This is a genomic window from Bradyrhizobium sp. WSM2793, from assembly GCF_000379585.1.
In the GTDB taxonomy this organism is placed as follows: Bacteria; Pseudomonadota; Alphaproteobacteria; order Rhizobiales; family Xanthobacteraceae; genus Bradyrhizobium.
Window position 1 is genome coordinate 84095 of the sequence record NZ_KB902770.1, and the last position, 16805, is coordinate 100899.

Here is a 16805-nt window from a genome sequence, read left to right on the forward strand (position 1 = left end):
CAGGGTCAGTGCTCCTCGGCCTCTTCCGGAGCAGATCCCAGCGACACCGATTCCCACACCGCGACGATGATCATGATCACCGTCGTCGCGACCGACAGCCAGAGCGGCGGGAGGCCGGCGGCGAACCACCACAGCAACAGCAGCAGCATGATGCCGATGCCGTGCGAGAGCTGGAGGAAGCCGCGGATCGCATGCTTGAACAGGATGGTGCCGATCAGGAACACCAGCGGCCCGCCGATCGTGCTCACGATGGTGCGCACGTCGGAATGGCCGGTCGGGTGCTTCAGCACCAGCTCGTCCGAGACCGCGGTCAGGATGATGCCGGCGATGATCGGCGTGTGCAGATAGGTATAGGCGAGCCGCGCCAGGCGGCCGGATTCGGTGGACTTCGAGATCCGCTCCGAGCCGGCCTCGGCGCCCTTGTGGAAATAGACCCACCACATCGCGATGGCGCCGACCAGTGCGGAGACGAAGGCCATGATGTTGTCCGCGGTCCAGTCCAGCTCGGCGAAGGTCGCGCCGTTGACGACGACGGCTTCGCCGAGCGCGATGATGACGAAGAGCGAGCAACGCTCGGCCATGTGGCCGCCCTCGACGGCCCAGGCCTCGACCGACGAGAAGCCGAGCTTCGGAACCCAGAAGCGCACCGCCGGCGAGACGTACTCCCAGGCGACTGCCGCAATCCACAGCCATAGCCGCGTCTCGTCTTCGGACAGGCCGCCTGCGATCCACAACACCGCGGAGATCGCGAGCCAGGTCAGAATGCGGATCGCGTTGTGGCGGACCGCGGTCCGATGCCGCGGCGTCGCGAACAGCCAGAAGGCCGTGCGCCCGATTTGCATCGCCGCGTAGGCGATCGCAAACCACAGACCCCGCCCGTCGAAGGCGGTCGGGATCGTCGTCGACAGCACCAGCCCGCCCAGCATCATCAAAAAGAGCATGACGCGGACCGGCGTCAGCTCCGGATTGAGCCAGTTGGTGACCCAGGCGGTGTAGACCCACACCCACCATACCGCGAGAAACAGCACCGTGACGTGCACCGCGCCGAGCGGCGTGAAATGGTGCAGCAGCGTATGCGACACCTGCGTGACGGCGAAGACGAAGACGAGGTCGAAGAACAGCTCGACATTGGTGACGCGGCTGTGCTGGTTCGGCACGATGACGCGAAACATCGCGCCGCGAGAATTGTCCGCAGCCATCGTCGTCCCCCGTCGCGCGATCAGATCAAGCGCCCGGCACGCCGGTTTGCAGCGCCAGCGCGTGCAGCACGCCGCCCATCTGGCCGCGCAGGGACTGATAGACGATCTGGTGCTGCTGGACGCGGGATTTGCCGCGGAAAGATTCCGAGATCACGGTCGCGGCATAGTGGTCGCCGTCGCCGGCGAGGTCACGGATGGTCACCTCGGCATCGGGGATCGCTGCCTTGATCATCGCCTCGATATCGTGGGCGTCCATGGGCATTCGGGTCTTGCTCCTTCTGGTCTCGAATCGCTGCCGGGGTCCCCTCTCCGGCAGGGCCAAACTTAGCGTGAACGGACTTCTGCGTCACGCTTTCCGGCACTATATCCATGATCCCATCAGGATAAAGGCACGACAAAGTGCCGCGCGCGGCAGATTGATCGAAAAGGTGTGAAATCATGAAGCTTCCAGGGCCCGACCATCCCATCACCATCACCCCAAATCCCCGCCGCGTCCGTGTCACCGCGGGCGACATCGTGATCGCCGAAACCAGCAAGGCGCTGACGCTGAAGGAGGCCAGATATCCGGCGGTGCAATATGTGCCGCGGGAGGACACCAACATGGCCCTGCTGGCGCGTACCGACCGCGTCACCCACTGCCCCTACAAGGGGGATGCGAGCTATTACAGCGTCAAGGCCGACGGCAAGGTGCTCGATAATGCGATCTGGACCTACGAGACGCCCTTTCCCGCGATGAGCGAGATTTCCGGCCATCTCGCCTTCTATCCGGATAAGGTGAAGATCGAGGAAGTGGGGTAGGCGCACGCGCTGTGACGCCGGGGCGATCCTGGATCGCCTCCTTCCAGTCGACACAAGGCGCACGAGATGCCGCGCCGGGCCGCAAGACTGATTGGGGTCTCGTTGCTGGGATTGTCCGGCATCCTTGTTGTGCTCGCTGCTGCCGGGCTGGGTTTTCGTGCCTATCGTCAGCACCTTGCTGCCCAAACTCTCGCGATCCGCTCTCCTGCCGGCGTGCAGGAGGGAGAGTTCATCGAGATCGGCGGCATCAAGCAATGGATTCAAATCCGCGGCGAGGATCGGGATAACCCGGTTCTCCTGTTCGTCCACGGCGGCCCCGGCGGCTCCACCCTGCCGATCTCCTCGGGTTGGCGCGCCTGGGAGAAGCATTTCACCGTCGTGCAGTGGGACCAGCGCGGCACTGGACGCACCTTTGGCGCGGCTGGAGACGCGCTCGGCCCCACGATGACACTGGAGCGGATGACGCAAGACGGCATCGAATTGGCCGAGTACCTGCGCACGCATTTGCACAAGGACAAGATCGTCCTGGTCGGGCATTCCTGGGGCTCATTCCTGGGAATTCGGATGGCGACGCAACGTCCGGATCTGTTCTCGGCCTATGTCGGCACGGGCCAGGTGGTCGGCAGGGCGACCTTCGAGAAGGCTTTCGAGCTCACGATCGCGCGCCTGCAGCGGCTTGCGGCAGCGGCCAACAACAAGGAGGCTCTGGCCGAGTTGGCGCCGATCGCTTCGCAGCCGGTCCTCACCCCGGAGAATCGCCTGATTGCGGACAAATGGAGCAATGTGCTGGGTCTGCCGCTCGCCGACGGCTTCCAATTGGCCGGTCCCATCCCGCCGCTCTTCATGCCGGACGTCTCGCTGCTTGATCTGTACAATTGGCGGAAGGGCGCCGCCTTCTCGGCAAAGTACCTGACGGGACGGAACGGGCCGATGTTTCAGAGCGACATGGCCTCAATGGGGTTCGAGTTTTCAATACCCATGTTCTTCATCGAGGGCGATGCAGACGCCGTGACGCCGGGAGGACCCGCCGAGCAATTTTTCAACCTGATCACGGCCCCGCATAAGGAATTCGTCTGGGTTCGCGGCGGAGACCATTTCATTCCGTTCGATCGCCCCGATGAGTTCTTGGCGGAGCTGGTGGCTCGCATAAGACCGTTCGCAAGCCATTGACGGCCTGCGCCGGGGGGCCGGCGCCCGTTCCGGTCCGACCTACTGCCCGCTACGCCCTGAAGATCGTGAGCCCCAATATCAGCAGCACCAGGAAGATCACGACGAAGACGTAGAACAGGAAGCGGGCGATATCGGCGGAGACGGTCGAGATGCCGGTGAAACCGAGCACGCCGGCCACGATCGAGACAAGTAGGAAGATCAGCGCCCATTTCAGGATCGTCATTGCCAGCTCCGAATTGTGCCGCTTGTCGCGGCCGTCAGCCCTTCCCTTCGGCGGACGCTAACTTCGCTGCGCGGAACTGGTTCCTACGGGTGTCAGGACCCAAGTCGGGCTCAAGTGGGGCTCAACTACCGCGCAAACGAGCCTTGCTGAATCCGGCTCGCGGCGGCACAGTCCAGCCCGGGGCAGGAGTGCGGGGGCGACCAAGATGACGATGGCAGATTCAGCGACGATCGGCGCGGAGGTGCATGCCGCGCCGAAGAGCAAGGCGCGCAATTTGGCGATTGATCGCGCCCGCACCTTCCTGACTCTGGTGGTGCTGCTGCATCACGCGGTGATCCCCTATACCTATTTCGGTCATACCGATCCGAAGTACTTCTTCGGCTTCGACATGATCGTGCTCGCCACCGACAGTTTCTTCATGGCGATGTTCTTCTTCCTGTCGGGGCTGTTCGCCTGGTCTGGCATCGCCCGGAAGGGAGCACGGAGCTATTTGGCAGATCGCCTGCTTCGGCTTGGCTTACCCTTCGCGATCTGCGCCCTTACGGTCATTCCGCTCGCCTACTACGCGATCTCCCTGCGGCAGCATCCCGAGATCGGCTTTTCGGAATTCTGGTGGAATATGGTCACGAAGGGCCCGTGGCCGAGCGGGCCGATTTGGTTCCTTTGGGTCTTGTTCGCTTTCGACCTGGTTGCCTGCCTGCTGCACCGGCTGTCGCCCAATCTGCTCGATCCGATCAATCGCCTCTCGCTATACGGTCGCCGTCGGCCCGCCGTGTTCTTCGCGGTCATGCTTGCCGTCACCGCGGCGTTCTACATTCCCGGGAGGGTTCACTTCGGACCAAGCAGTTGGTTCGAGTTCGGGCCGTTCTCGGTCCAGCACGGGCGCGTGATGCTCTACGCGACCTACTTCTTTTTCGGTGCAGGCATCGGCGTTGCGCAAATGGATCGCGGGCTGCTCGCTGTCGACGGCCGGATGGCAAAGGTCAGCTGGGACTGGATGGTGCTGGCGATCGTTCCGTATTGCCTCTTGTGGGTGCTGATCTTTATCAAGCGCGAAATACTGGGCAACCCGTCGCCGTTGCCGGACTGGTATGAAGCGCTCTATGCCATCTGCTTCACTGTCTTCAGCGTGGCCATCATGTTTCTGATCCTGGCCTTTTTCCAGAGGTTCAGGCAATCAGGCTCAGCCAAGCTGCTCGATCCAATGCAGAGCGACGCGTTCGGCATGTTCCTGGTGCACTATCCGATCGCACTGTGGCTGCAATATTGGCTGTTCGACTATGGCCTGCCGGCGATCGTCAAGGCCACGATCGGATTTGTACTGACAGTCATGGCGAGCTGGGCGCTGACGCGAGCGTTGCGGCAGATCCCGGGCGCGACGAAGGTGCTTTGAGGAAGCGGCACCGGCCTCCTATCGTCGTTGCGAGCGCAGCGAAGCAATCCATCTCACCGCAGGCAGCAGTGTGGATTGCGTCGTCGCGGAGCCTGTCATCGGGCCCGCCAAAGGCGGGACCCGGTGGCTCCTCGCAATGACGGATGGCGTCGCTACGCCGCCTTCCCACCCATATATTCCGGCAGCCAGCGCTCGAACGACTTACGGAGCGCATCGATCGCCACGGGCGCTTCGCCCGCGATCGCGATCGCATCGCCGCCGGTGGTGCCGATCCGCACGCAGGGCACTTCGCAGCCGCGCATCTTGGCGAGCACGCGGCCGGCTTCGGTTTCCGGCACGGTGACGAGATAGCGCGCCTGGTCCTCACCGAACCAATAGGCCTGCGAGATCAGCGAGGTCGGCGCCGCCAGCAGCTTGGCCCCGATGCCGCCCGCCATCGCCATCTCGGCCAGCGCGATCAACAGACCGCCGTCGGAGAGGTCGTGCACGGCGGTTGCGGTACCGCCATGGATCATGCCGCGCACGCAATCGCCGTTGCGCTTCTCGGCGGCGAGATCGACCGGCGGCGGCGCGCCCTCCTCGCGACCGCAGATATCGCGCAGGTAAACGGACTGGCCGAGCCAGCCATGGGTCTCGCCCACCAGGAGGATCGCTTCGCCCTCGGCCTTGAAGGCGAGCGAGGCAGATTTGGTGAAATCGTCGAGGAGCCCGACGCCGCCGATCGAGGGCGTCGGCAGGATCGCGCGGCCGTTGGTCTCGTTGTAGAGCGAGACGTTGCCGGAGACGACCGGAAAGTCCAGCGTGCGGCAGGCTTCCGAGATGCCCTTCAGGCAGCCGACGAACTGGCCCATGATCTCGGGCCGCTCAGGATTGCCGAAGTTGAGATTGTCGGTGATCGCGAGCGGCTTGCCACCGACCGCGGTAATGTTGCGCCAGGCTTCCGCCACCGCCTGCTTGCCGCCTTCGAACGGGTCCGCCTCGCAATAGCGCGGCGTGACGTCGACGGTGAGCGCGAGGCCCTTCGGCCCGTCCTCGACGCGCACGACCGCTGCATCGCCGCCGGGACGCTGCATGGTGTTGCCGAGGATGACGTGGTCGTACTGCTCCCAGACCCAGCGCTTAGAGCACATGTCAGGCGAGCCGATCAGCTTCTCCAGCGCAGGCCCGAGGCCCATCGGCGCCGGCACGTCGCGCGCATGCACGACCGGCAACGCGGCGGAGGGGACATGCGGACGGTCGTAGAGCGGCGCCTCGTCGCCGAGCTCCTTGATCGGCAGATCGGCCATGACGTCACCGCCATGCTTGACGACGAAGCGCTTACTCGGCGTGGTGTAGCCGACCACGGCAAAGTCGAGGCCCCACTTCTTGAAGATCGCCTCGGCTTCCTTTTCCTTCTCGGGCTTGAGCACCATGAGCATGCGCTCCTGGCTTTCCGAGAGCATCATCTCGTAGGCGCTCATGCCGGTCTCGCGGGTCGGCACCGCATCGAGATCGAGGTCGACGCCGAGGTCGCCCTTGGCGCCCATCTCGACGGCCGAGCAGGTCAGGCCCGCCGCGCCCATGTCCTGGATCGCGATGACGCAGCCCTTCTCCATGATCTCGAGGCAGGCTTCGAGCAGCAGCTTCTCGGCGAAGGGATCGCCGACCTGCACCGTCGGGCGCTTCTCCTCGGACTTGTCGTCGAACTCGGCCGACGCCATCGAGGCGCCGTGAATGCCGTCGCGCCCCGTCTTGGAGCCGAGATAGACGATCGGCATGTTCACGCCGGAGGCCGCCGCATAGAAGATCTTGTCGGCATCGGCGAGGCCTACCGCCATCGCGTTGACGAGGATGTTGCCGTCATAGCGGGTGTGGAAGCGCACCTGGCCGCCGACCGTCGGCACGCCGAAGGAATTGCCGTAGCCGCCGACGCCGGCAACGACGCCGGAGACGAGATGCCGGGTCCTGGCATGCTCGGGCGCGCCGAAGCTGAGCGCATTCAGGCAGGCAATCGGCCGCGCCCCCATCGTGAACACGTCGCGCAAGATGCCGCCGACGCCGGTGGTCGCACCCTGATAGGGCTCGATGTAGCTCGGGTGGTTGTGGCTCTCCATCTTGAAGACCACGGCCTGGCCGTCGCCGATGTCGATCACGCCGGCATTCTCGCCGGGGCCCTGGATCACCCAGGGCGCCTTGGTCGGCAGGCCCTTGAGATGGATGCGGGACGACTTGTACGAGCAGTGCTCGTTCCACATCGCCGAGAAGATGCCGAGCTCGGTGAAGGTCGGTTCCCGCCCGATCAGCTTCAGGATGCGCTCGTATTCGTCGGGCTTGAGCCCGTGGGCGGCAACCAGTTCGGGGGTGATCTTGGGTTCGTTCTTCATGGATTCGAGGCTTTCGGCGGCGGTTTGGCCGTTCTTAGGAACATCGGGGGCTTCCGGAAAGCCCTTTCTGGCGCATTTTCCCGCTGTCCCACGTTTTGCAGGCGGGGACGGCGGGAACAGGAATTGCACGGCGCGGACGGATCGGATTTAAGGGCTAAAGACCCGCAATTGAAGGCCCATTTCCTTGCACGAATTGACCAAGGCGTCCCCGCCCCGCCGCCCCGACCTCCACGTCGCCACCGAGGGCGAATTTGTGGGCTGGCGGACCTGGATTCGCGACAGTTTTGAGTCCCATGTTGGCCCCTTCTGGCACCGGATCGAGGCGGACGGCAGCGTCCGCAGCGCCTTTCGGGTCGAGAAAAAGCACCTCAACGGCTCCGGGAACGTCCACGGCGGCTGCTACATGGCCTTTGCCGACTATTCCCTGTTTGCGATCGCCACCCATGTCCTGGACAGCCGGGCGGTGACGACCAACTTCGCGTGCGAATTCCTCGACGCGGCACGCGAGGGCGAGCTGATCGAATGCACCGGCGAGGTCACCCGCGCCGGCGGCTCGCTGATCTTCCTGCGCGGCAAGATGATGTCCGGGACACGGGTGCTGCTGACCTTTTCGGGCACGATCAAGCGGATGAAGCGGAAGGCGCTACCTCAGCCAAACGCATAGCTCGGCGCCTTCCCTTTTCACGCGCCCTCGCCCAGACTTCCCGGCAAGCGCTATCGCGCCGGGGAGCAGGAACAAGGTGCCGCAGAGCACATCGGAGGCGGGGCGCTCAGCGGCCTCCGTTTCATCGCCGTTGCCGTCCATGGCCGCCACCGGCGCGCGCAACTGGCGCGACTATGCGCTGCTGCTCGCGCTCGCCTGCTGCTGGAGCTCGACCTACCCGCTGGCCAAGCTGGCGCTTCCCACCATCCCGCCCATCACCTTCATCTCGGCACGCTCGCTGATCGCGGCTGCCTTCCTGTTCGCGATCCTGTGGATGCGCGGCATCAGGGTCCCGACCGACGCGAAAGCGTGGAAGCTGTTCGCGACCCAGCAATTGATCAACTCGACCTTTCCGTTCCTGATCATCACCTGGTCGCAGCAATATGTGCCGGCGTCGAACACGGTGGTGCTGGCCTCGACGACACCGATCTTCGCATTCCTGATCACCTCGCTGATCACCCGGCATGAGCCGGCAACGCTGCTCAAGCTCGCCGGCGCGATTTTGGGACTCGCCGGCACGATTCTCATCGTCGGCCTCGACGCGCTGCGCGGCTTTGGGAGCGAGATCGTGGCGGAAATCGCGATTTTGCTCGCGACCATCTCCTTTGCCTGCGCCACGATCTTCGGCCTTCGCCTCTCCGAATACGACCCGATGGTGGTGGCGGCCGGCTCGCTGCTGTTCGGCGGCCTCATCCTGTTGCCGCCCTCGCTGATCATCGATCAGCCCTGGACGCTGCAGCCGACCTCGACCGCAATCGTCGCCACCATCGTCATGGGCATCGTCTCGAGCGCGCTGGGCTTGATGCTGTTCTACGTCTGCCTCGGCCGGCTCGGCACGCTGACCACGAACGCGCAAGGCTATTTGCGCATCCCGATCGGCGTCGGCCTCTCCGTGCTGCTGCTCGGCGAGAGGGTGCCGTCGAACCTCGCCCTGGGGCTGGTGCTGGTCATGACCGGCGTCGCCGCGATGACGGTGCCGGCGGAGCGTCTGAAGCTGCGCTGAAGCACAATGAGCTTGGCTTGAATCGATGCTGGGCCAGCACGGGATCACCTCTCCCGCTTGCGGGAGAGGTCGTATCGCGTCGAAGATGCGATACGGGTGAGGGCTCTATCCTCTTGGGGAGTCCCACCGCGGAGATACCCTCTCCCCACCCCTCTCCCGCAAGCGGGAGAGGGAGCCGAGTCCCGCCGCCACCGCTCAAGCCGAAATCTGCTTCTCCGCGATCGACAGCCATTCGGCCTGCGCCTTGCGCAGATATTTCGGCGCGCGCCGCATCTGGATCAGGAGCTCGTTGAAGACCATGCGTGCCTCGGCGATGCGGCCGACCGTTTGCAGCAGCATGCCGTAGCGCACCCGCGCTTCAGCGCCCGGAAAGTAGCCGGCGAGCGCGTGATATTCCTCGAGCGCCTCGTCGAGCCGGCCGACCTCCGCGAGCGCGCGGGCATAGAGCAGATGCGCGTCGGCGGAATCGAAATCCGGCCATTGCTTCTGCAGATAGTCCAGTGTCGCAAGCGCATCGGCCGGGCGGCTGGCGGCAAACTGCGCCTGCGCCTTGCGCAGCGCATAGGCGGGATCGTGGCCCATCGACAGCTTCAGGATGTGATCGTAATGCGATTCCGCTTCGGCGAACCGGCCGATATTTGCGCACTCTTCCGCCAGCGCCGCACGGTTGGAGATGGTGTCGGTGCCGGCCAGCCGGTCGGACAGCTCGCGATAGCGCTTCTCGGGATCGAGCCGGTTGGCAACACGCTGGCGCGCCTGCCGCGCGCCGGGGCTGGAAAACCATTCGGGAATGAGCTCGACCGCGATATAGGCGATCGCGCCCATCAGCGGCACCATCAGGATGATGAAGGCCCAGGGCCGCAACCGTCCGGTTCGCGAGGCGTGATAGATCAGGGTGATATCGAGCAGCAGAACGACCAAAGCGACGGGCATGTGACATCCGGACAGCACAACGGCAGCGCAAGCCTCCTGATATCGCAACTCATACGATGAAACAACTTTGAGTTGCTCCTTCTCGCGAAAATCCACGATATCGAACGCATGCGCCTTGATGGCGACGAGGAGTCAGTCGTCTTGAACGCGATGGGGGTTCAAGAATCAGCGGCAGCGCGCCTAATGTCGGGCCGCGAGCTGCGCAGGGCGGGGCACGAACATTTGCATCATGCGCAGTCAAGCCGGCTTGAGCAACAATCCGCTTGCCAGCGCTCGAAACGCGTCCACGGCCTTGTTCAGCACGACTTCCGGATCCTCGGCTGCGGCGACCCATAATGCGGCACCGAGCGCGGCGCCGTTCAGCAGTCGCCCGGCTGCTTCAACATCCAAAGGCTTCACCACCTTCTCGTCGATCAGTGACCGGATCGTTCGCATGGTGATATCCAGGCAGGCGTTCTCGCCGGGCCATTTGGATGGATCACCGAGTACGGCAGGTCCATCAAGAAGCATGATGCGCTGAATTTCGGGATCGAGCGCCATTTCGATATAGGCACTGCCCTCTGCGAGCAGGCCCTGCCACAAGGTTGGCGCCTGCTCCCGGATCGCGCGCAGCCGTTCCGCCATTTCGCCATCGATCTGCGCGACGACGGCCCAGAGCAGTCCCTTCTTGTCTTCGAAATTGTGATAGAGCGCGCCCCGCGTCAGCCCAACCGAGGCTGTCAGCTCATCCATCGACGCTTCTGCATAACCCTGCGTGGCGAAGGCTTTGCGCGCAGCGCGGATGAGCTTGGCCCGATTTTCCGCCATGGCTGCGGCACGTTTTCCCTCGATCATGCGCGACCCATTTCCTGTTGACATACGCCTCGTATGTGAGCGATACACTCACATACGAACCGTATATGAACAATGTCACGACCGGCGCCGCGAGGCAATTCGCGATCCCTTTGAAAGGTACAGCCACATGCTCCAGCGCGAGGCTATCTTCCCCGCTCACCGTCACGCACTTTATGAAGCCCATCGGTATTCTGCCGCGATCCGGTCCGGCGACTTGCTGTTCGTATCGGGACAGGTCGGCAGCCGCGAGGACGGCTCACCCGAGCCCGTGTTCGAGGACCAGGTCCGGCGTGCGTTTGCCAATTTGCGCGCGGTGCTCGCAGCTGCCGGATGCACGCTGGACGATGTAGTGGATGTCACCACGTTTCACACCGATCCTGCCCAACAGATCGATACCGTGATGGCTGTCCGCAGCACTGAGATCGGCGACGCGCCCTATCCGAATTGGACGGCTGTTGGCGTGAATTGGCTTGCCGGGTTCGACTTCGAGATCAAGGTCGTCGCGCGGATTCCTTGAGTCGTGCAAAGCCGTCTCCCGCCAACGGGGGAGCCGGCAGAAGCCGCCTGCTACTTGGCGTCGTCCGCCAGCATCTTCCGGTATTTTTCGACGTCTCGCGTCACGAGCTGCTGCAGCAGCTCCGGCGTATGTTCGCCTGCATCGGGCGCAACGGTCGAAAGGTCGGCAAAGCGCTTCTTCACCGCGTCGGTCTCCACGGCCGTGCGCGCTGCGGCGTTCAGCTTGGCAATCACGGCCGCTGGCGTGCCCTTCGGCGCGAACAGGCCGTTCCAGCCCTGTGCCTCGAATTCGGGCAGGCCCGCCTCCACCGACGTCGGCAGGTCGGGCAGCGTGGCGAGCCGCACGGTCGAGCCGACCACGAGCCCCTTCACCAGCTTCTCGTTGATCGATTGCGAGACCGAGGCGGCGGCATCGCAGACGCCATCGATCTGGCTGCCGACGGCGTCGGTGAGCGCGGGCGCGGCGCCGCGATAGCCGACCAGCGTCGCGTCGATGCCCGCGGCGGTGACGAAGCTCTTGCAGATCAGATAGTTCGAGGAGCCGACGCCGGCATGGCCGAGATTGATCTTGCCGGGATTGGCCTTGGCGTAGGCGATGAACTCCTTGAGGTCCTTCGCCGGAAAGTCCTTGCGCAGCGCGATGATGCCAAACGTCTTCGCGACCATGGCGATCGGCACGAAAGAGTCAGGCGTGAACGGCAGTTTTGGATAGATCGTGTAGGTCGCGGCGTTGGTGCCGGCATTGCCGATCGCGATGGTGTAGCCGTCGGGCTCGGCGCGGGAGGCGCGCGCCAGCGCGGTCGAGCCGCCGGCGCCCGCAACGTTCTCGATCACGATGGTCTGGCCGAGCGCGATGCCCATCTGCTCGGCCACGGCGCGTGCGATCACGTCCGAGGTGCCGCCGGCCGCGAACGGCACGATCATGGTAACAGGACGCTTGGGATAATCCTGCCCGAACGCGCCAGTTGCGAACGAAAATGACGCGAGCGACAGCGCCGCGATCGCGGCGAGCGACCGCTTCAGCCCGAACGAAATCACGCGGCCTTTTCCAGATGCGCGGTCAGGCCGGCGAACAGGCCGCGGCCGTCGGTGCAGCCCATGATGTCTTCGACATGGTTTTCCGGATGCGGCATCATGCCGAGCACGTTGCCCTTGTCGTTGACGATGCCGGCGATCGAATGCGCCGCGCCGTTGATGTTGCTGTCATCGTCGACCACGCCGGCGGCGGAACAGTAGCGATAGAGCACCCGCCCCTCGCCTTCGAGCCGCTTGATGGTCTCTTCATCCGCCTCGTAATTGCCTTCGCCATGGGCGACCGGCACGCGGATCACCTGTCCGGCATTGTAGCCGCGGGTGAACGGCGTGTCGGACCGCTCGACGCGCAGATGCACGTCGTGACAGATGAATTTCAGCCGCTCGTTGCGCATCAAGACGCCCGGCAACAGGCCGGACTCGCACAGGATCTGAAACCCGTTGCAGACGCCGAGCACGAGGCCGCCCTTGGCCGCATAGTCGCGCACCGCGTCCATCACCGGCGCGCGCGCGGCAATGGCGCCGCAGCGCAAATAGTCGCCGTAGGAGAAGCCACCCGGCACCACCACGAGATCCGTGCCCGCAGGCAACGCCGTCTCGGCGTGCCAGACCATCGCCGGCTCGCTGCCCGAGATCATCCTCAGTGCACGCGCCATGTCGCGTTCGCGGTTGATTCCGGGAAAGACGAGGATGGCGGCTTTCATGTTCGGGTTCCGACGGTGATGGGAATCGGGCTGGCCAAAGGGCCAATTCGTGAAGAGACATAGCCATTTGACGGGGATTTTACCAGTGCTAGCCTTGCCGGACGGCCTTGTACACAGGCCATAGCCGAGGCACTTTTGCCCGCGATCTTGCCCGGGATTGAAGCCATGAACGTCCCGTCGCTGCCCACATCCCACTCCGAGCCCGTGTCCACCGAGGGCGTCGTCGCCGCCGGCGCCTATGTCGATGGCCGCCGTATCGCCAATATCGCCATCAGCGAGGCCTCGAGTTGGCGGGCCAAGCCCGGCCACGTGGTCTGGATCGGCCTGCACGAGCCCGACATGGCGCTGCTCGGCGCGGTGCAGAAGCAATTCGACCTGCACGAACTGGCGATCGAGGACGCCAACCACGCCCATCAGCGACCCAAGATCGAGCAATATGGCGAGGCCCTGTTCATCGTGGCGCGGACGGCGCAGCTGGTCGAGGGCCGCATCGCCTTCGGCGAGACCCACATCTTCGTCGGCGAAGGTTATCTGGTCTCGGTGCGCCACGGCGCCTCGACGTCCTACACGCCGGTGCGCGAACGCTGCGAAAGCTGCCCGCGGGCACTCGCGCGCGGCGAGGATTACATCCTCTATGCGATCCTCGATTTCATCGTCGACAATTACTCGCCCGTGCTCGAGAGCATTCACGACGAGGTCGAGGGCATCGAGGACGACGTGCTGTCCAAGCCGATCAGCAAGGCCCAGATCGAGCGGCTCTATATGCTGCGCCGCGACCTGTTGCGGCTGCGCAACGCGATCGGGCCACTGGTGGAGGTCTGCCGCCGGCTGGAGCATGACGAGCTGTCGATGGTGCGGCAGGCCATGCAGCCGCTGTTCCGCGACGTCACCGACCACGTCCGCAACATCCAGGAGCGCATCGATTCCATGCGTGAGGTGCTGGCCTTCGCCTTCGAGGCCAGCCTGCTGGTCGGCCAGGCGCAGGAGACGGCGGTGTCGAAGAAGCTCGCCTCGTGGCTTGCGATCATCGCGATCCCGACCGCGCTGGCCGGGATCTACGGCATGAACTTCAAGCACATGCCGGAGCTGGAATGGGAGTACGGTTATTTCATGCTGCTCGGCGTGATGCTGACGGCATGCGGCTCGCTGTATTGGCGGTTTCGCCGCGCCGGGTGGTTGTGAGCGAACCACCCCGTAGCCCGGATGGAGCGAAGCGCAATCCGGGAAAGTGCCATAGCGGATAGCCCCGGATTTCGCTTCGCTCCATCCGGGCTACAAAGGCGGGCCTAGCTAAGCAGCTCCACCCGATAATTCTCGATCACGGTATTCGCCAGCAGCTTGGCGGCGGCTTCCTTCAGCGCGGCTTCCGCCTTGGTCTTGTCGGCGCCGGCGAGCTCGATGTCGAACACCTTGCCCTGGCGGACGCTGGCGACGCCGTCGACGCCGAGCGACTTCAGCGCGCCTTCGATGGCCTTGCCTTGCGGATCGAGGATGCCCGTCTTCAAGGTAACGGTGACACGTGCCTTCACGTCAAAAATCCCCTCAGCTCTTCACCAGCACCGGGCCGGAGCCCTGCGGACGCTCGTTCTCCATGAGGATGCCGAGGCGTTTTGCAACTTCAGTATAGGCCTCGAGCAAGCCGCCGAGATCCCTGCGGAAACGATCCTTGTCGAGCTTCTCGTTCGACTTGATGTCCCACAGACGGCAGCTGTCCGGCGAGATCTCGTCGGCGACGATGATGCGCATCATCTCGTTCTCGAACAGGCGTCCGCATTCCATCTTGAAGTCGACGAGGCGGATGCCGATGCCGAGGAAGAGGCCGGTGAGGAAGTCGTTGACACGGATGGCAAGCGCCATGATGTCGTCGATCTCCTGCGGCGTCGCCCAGCCGAAGGCCGTGATGTGCTCTTCGGACACCATGGGGTCGTTGAGCTGGTCGTTCTTGTAGTAAAATTCGATGATCGAACGGGGCAGCTGGGTGCCCTCCTCGATGCCGAGGCGCTGTGACAGCGAGCCGGCAGCGACGTTCCGCACCACTACCTCGAGCGGCACGATCTCGACCTCGCGAATCAGCTGCTCGCGCATGTTGAGACGGCGGATGAAGTGGGTCGGCACCCCGATGTCGTTGAGGTGCTGAAACAGGTACTCCGAGATCCGGTTGTTGAGGACGCCCTTGCCCTCGATCACCTGATGCTTTTTCGCATTGAACGCGGTCGCGTCGTCCTTGAAGTGCTGGATCAGGGTACCGGGCTCCGGGCCTTCATACAGAACCTTTGCCTTGCCTTCATAAATGCGACGCCGACGGCTCATGGGGATGTACCGTGTTTTGTTGAAATCCATGTATTTGGTGTGCTCCGGTTACTAGGATTACGACCCACAGCGGAGCTGCCGTGAACAGCTCGGAACCCGTCCATAACCCTTGGAAACAGAACGGGAACCATGCCTTCAGGCAACCTATCCGATTGGCTGACCGAGCACAATCGATCCGGCCGTCCGGCGCCAACTTATACCGTCTTGCCTGCGGCTTAACGGCCCGTTGTTTTGCCGATTCGTGCTATCTATGTAGGCATGCAGTCGGGTCGCCGCAACGGAAGGCTCCCGCTCCATTCAGCAGGGGATTTGGAACAGGTATGAGCGAGTTCGACAAGCGCCAGGAAGGTTTCGAGAAGAAATACGCCCTCGACGAGGAGCAGAAATTCAAGGCGGAGGCCCGCCGCAACCGGTTGCTCGGGCTGTGGGCGGCCGAAAAGCTCGGCATGTCCGGCGATGCCGCCACAGCCTATGCCAAGGAAGTGGTCGCGGCCGACTTCGAGGAGGCCGGCGATGCCGACGTCCTGCGCAAGCTGACAACCGATTTCGCCGCCAAGAACGTCGCCGTCACCGAGCAGGCGATTCGCGCCAAGATGAGCGAGCTGCTCGCGGTAGCGGCCGCCGAGGTGAAGGCGGGGAAATAATACGTTCAGGCCCGACGCCGGCGCGCAATGACCTTGCGCGCCGGCGGTCTTTTTTGGGCGCCCCGCCTGGCCGGGCCGTCGAACGTGGCGTAGTCGCGGCGGATGGTCTCCAGCAGACGCTGAGCGGCAGCACTCAGGAAGCCGCCGAGACGAGTCACCAGGACAATGTGCTGGTCCGCGGTGAGATCGCCGACGGTGATCGTCGAGATCGCTCCCGCATGCAGCTCCTCCGCCACATGGCTCCGCGCCAATAGCGCAAGGCCGAAGCCCGCCTCCACGAGCCGCTTCTGCGCCGTGAGGCTGTCCACCGCCGTCCACTCCACGTCCCCGAGGCCTTGCGTCAGGAACAGCGCGAACACGTGAGCCGCTGCGATCTCACGGCGGCCGCGCGTTTCCGGGAACGCGATCCAGCGCTCGCCGCGAAGCTCGGCAAGCCGCTTGACGCGCTTGTTGGCGAGCGGATGGTCGGACGCACAGACCACCTGCAACGCCTCGCTCAGCACCAGCTCACAGGCGAGATCGCCGGCCAGGTCGGTATTGTAACGCAAGCCGATCGTGGCCTCGCCGCGCCGGATGAGATCAGAGACCTCCGCGCTGGTCGCGGTCCGCAGGGCAAGCGCGACCGCGGGATTATCCGCGGCAAACCGTTTCATGATGCCCGACAGGCGGCCGTCGGCGAGCGTGCCGGTCACGGCCAGCGAAACCGGACCCGAAGGCTGCTTGGTCAGCGCGCGTATCGCCTGCTCGGCGTCCTGCGCCGCCGCGACGGCGCGCTCGGCATAGGGGATCAGCACGCGCCCGGCGTCGCTGAGCCGCGTACGGCCCGCGATCCTCTCGAACAGGGGCACGCCGAGCTCCTGCTCCAGCAGCGCAATACGGCGCGAAATCGCCGGCTGCGAGCGATGCAGGAATTTCGCGGCATTCGAGACCCCGCCTCTGCGATGAACGGTCAGGAAGGTATTGAGGGCATCGCTGTCCAT

General features: G+C 64.2%; 19 protein-coding genes. 8 read left to right on the top strand and 11 right to left on the bottom strand.

Annotated elements, in window-relative coordinates:
- Positions 1 to 5: 5 nt before the first annotated feature.
- Both A3AS_RS0105435 and A3AS_RS0105440 read right to left on the bottom strand, forming a co-directional pair.
- Positions 6 to 1199, bottom strand: coding sequence for a low temperature requirement protein A (locus A3AS_RS0105435; protein ID WP_018316583.1), 1194 nt, complete (start codon positions 1197 to 1199; stop codon positions 6 to 8).
- A gap of 25 nt (positions 1200 to 1224) precedes the next feature.
- Positions 1225 to 1461: a BolA family protein gene (locus A3AS_RS0105440; RefSeq protein ID WP_018316584.1), complete on the bottom strand. Its 237-nt coding sequence runs from the start codon at positions 1459 to 1461 to the stop codon at positions 1225 to 1227.
- A 176-nt stretch (positions 1462 to 1637) separates the two neighbouring features.
- Between A3AS_RS0105440 and A3AS_RS0105445 the strand changes: the two genes are divergently transcribed.
- On the top strand, positions 1638 to 1997 hold the full coding sequence (locus A3AS_RS0105445) for a DUF427 domain-containing protein (protein ID WP_018316585.1): 360 nt from the start codon (positions 1638 to 1640) through the stop codon (positions 1995 to 1997).
- A gap of 66 nt (positions 1998 to 2063) precedes the next feature.
- Positions 2064 to 3167, top strand: a complete 1104-nt coding sequence (locus tag A3AS_RS0105450; RefSeq protein ID WP_026201694.1) for an alpha/beta fold hydrolase — start codon at positions 2064 to 2066, stop codon at positions 3165 to 3167.
- 49 nt (positions 3168 to 3216) lie between these two features.
- Here the strand turns inward: A3AS_RS0105450 and A3AS_RS44755 are convergent, their stop codons facing one another.
- A complete protein-coding gene (locus tag A3AS_RS44755) occupies positions 3217 to 3390 on the bottom strand; it encodes a DUF1328 domain-containing protein (RefSeq protein ID WP_018316587.1) in 174 nt (57 codons plus the stop codon).
- A 205-nt stretch (positions 3391 to 3595) separates the two neighbouring features.
- On the opposite strand from A3AS_RS44755, the gene A3AS_RS0105460 reads away from it, so the two are divergent.
- Positions 3596 to 4783: an acyltransferase gene (locus A3AS_RS0105460; RefSeq protein ID WP_018316588.1), complete on the top strand. Its 1188-nt coding sequence runs from the start codon at positions 3596 to 3598 to the stop codon at positions 4781 to 4783.
- A gap of 152 nt (positions 4784 to 4935) precedes the next feature.
- Here A3AS_RS0105460 and purL read toward each other — a convergent pair whose 3' ends face one another.
- Positions 4936 to 7146, bottom strand: coding sequence for a phosphoribosylformylglycinamidine synthase subunit PurL (gene purL, locus A3AS_RS0105465; RefSeq protein ID WP_018316589.1), 2211 nt, complete (start codon positions 7144 to 7146; stop codon positions 4936 to 4938).
- Positions 7147 to 7330: 184 nt separating this feature from the next.
- Between purL and A3AS_RS0105470 the strand changes: the two genes are divergently transcribed.
- Entirely contained in the window at positions 7331 to 7810 is a 480-nt protein-coding gene (locus A3AS_RS0105470; protein WP_018316590.1) for a PaaI family thioesterase, read from the top strand.
- A 76-nt stretch (positions 7811 to 7886) separates the two neighbouring features.
- Positions 7887 to 8852 (top strand): DMT family transporter, encoded by a 966-nt coding sequence (locus tag A3AS_RS0105475; RefSeq protein WP_018316591.1) that lies wholly within the window; start codon positions 7887 to 7889, stop codon positions 8850 to 8852.
- 195 nt (positions 8853 to 9047) lie between these two features.
- On the opposite strand, the gene A3AS_RS0105480 is transcribed toward A3AS_RS0105475, so the two are convergent.
- Both A3AS_RS0105480 and A3AS_RS0105485 read right to left on the bottom strand, forming a co-directional pair.
- Positions 9048 to 9785, bottom strand: coding sequence for a tetratricopeptide repeat protein (locus tag A3AS_RS0105480; protein WP_018316592.1), 738 nt, complete (start codon positions 9783 to 9785; stop codon positions 9048 to 9050).
- A gap of 237 nt (positions 9786 to 10022) precedes the next feature.
- Positions 10023 to 10619 (bottom strand): TetR/AcrR family transcriptional regulator, encoded by a 597-nt coding sequence (locus A3AS_RS0105485; protein WP_049814785.1) that lies wholly within the window; start codon positions 10617 to 10619, stop codon positions 10023 to 10025.
- Positions 10620 to 10746: 127 nt separating this feature from the next.
- Here A3AS_RS0105485 and A3AS_RS0105490 point away from each other — a divergent pair, with 127 nt between their 5' ends.
- Positions 10747 to 11136: a RidA family protein gene (locus A3AS_RS0105490; RefSeq protein WP_018316594.1), complete on the top strand. Its 390-nt coding sequence runs from the start codon at positions 10747 to 10749 to the stop codon at positions 11134 to 11136.
- 50 nt (positions 11137 to 11186) lie between these two features.
- On the opposite strand, the gene A3AS_RS0105495 is transcribed toward A3AS_RS0105490, so the two are convergent.
- Complete coding sequence (locus A3AS_RS0105495) at positions 11187 to 12173, bottom strand: tripartite tricarboxylate transporter substrate binding protein BugD (RefSeq protein ID WP_018316595.1); 987 nt, start codon at positions 12171 to 12173, stop codon at positions 11187 to 11189.
- On the bottom strand, positions 12170 to 12871 hold the full coding sequence (gene purQ, locus A3AS_RS0105500; RefSeq protein WP_018316596.1) for a phosphoribosylformylglycinamidine synthase subunit PurQ: 702 nt from the start codon (positions 12869 to 12871) through the stop codon (positions 12170 to 12172). Before purQ ends, A3AS_RS0105495 begins: the two co-directional genes overlap by 4 nt.
- A 165-nt stretch (positions 12872 to 13036) precedes the next feature.
- Between purQ and A3AS_RS0105505 the strand changes: the two genes are divergently transcribed.
- Positions 13037 to 14053 carry a magnesium and cobalt transport protein CorA gene (locus tag A3AS_RS0105505; protein ID WP_018316597.1) on the top strand — a complete coding sequence of 339 codons (1017 nt, stop codon included), beginning with the start codon at positions 13037 to 13039 and terminating at the stop codon, positions 14051 to 14053.
- Positions 14054 to 14157: 104 nt separating this feature from the next.
- Here the strand turns inward: A3AS_RS0105505 and purS are convergent, their stop codons facing one another.
- Together purS and purC are read right to left on the bottom strand one after the other, a co-directional pair.
- Positions 14158 to 14400 carry a phosphoribosylformylglycinamidine synthase subunit PurS gene (gene purS / locus A3AS_RS0105510; protein WP_018316598.1) on the bottom strand — a complete coding sequence of 81 codons (243 nt, stop codon included), beginning with the start codon at positions 14398 to 14400 and terminating at the stop codon, positions 14158 to 14160.
- Positions 14401 to 14413: 13 nt separating this feature from the next.
- Complete coding sequence (purC, locus tag A3AS_RS0105515; RefSeq protein ID WP_173015815.1) at positions 14414 to 15181, bottom strand: phosphoribosylaminoimidazolesuccinocarboxamide synthase; 768 nt, start codon at positions 15179 to 15181, stop codon at positions 14414 to 14416.
- Between the two features lie 320 nt (positions 15182 to 15501).
- Between purC and A3AS_RS0105520 the strand changes: the two genes are divergently transcribed.
- Entirely contained in the window at positions 15502 to 15825 is a 324-nt protein-coding gene (locus tag A3AS_RS0105520; RefSeq protein ID WP_018316600.1) for a DUF1476 domain-containing protein, read from the top strand.
- A 5-nt stretch (positions 15826 to 15830) separates the two neighbouring features.
- Here A3AS_RS0105520 and A3AS_RS0105525 read toward each other — a convergent pair whose 3' ends face one another.
- Positions 15831 to 16805, bottom strand: coding sequence for a LysR family transcriptional regulator (locus A3AS_RS0105525; RefSeq protein WP_049814786.1), 975 nt, complete (start codon positions 16803 to 16805; stop codon positions 15831 to 15833).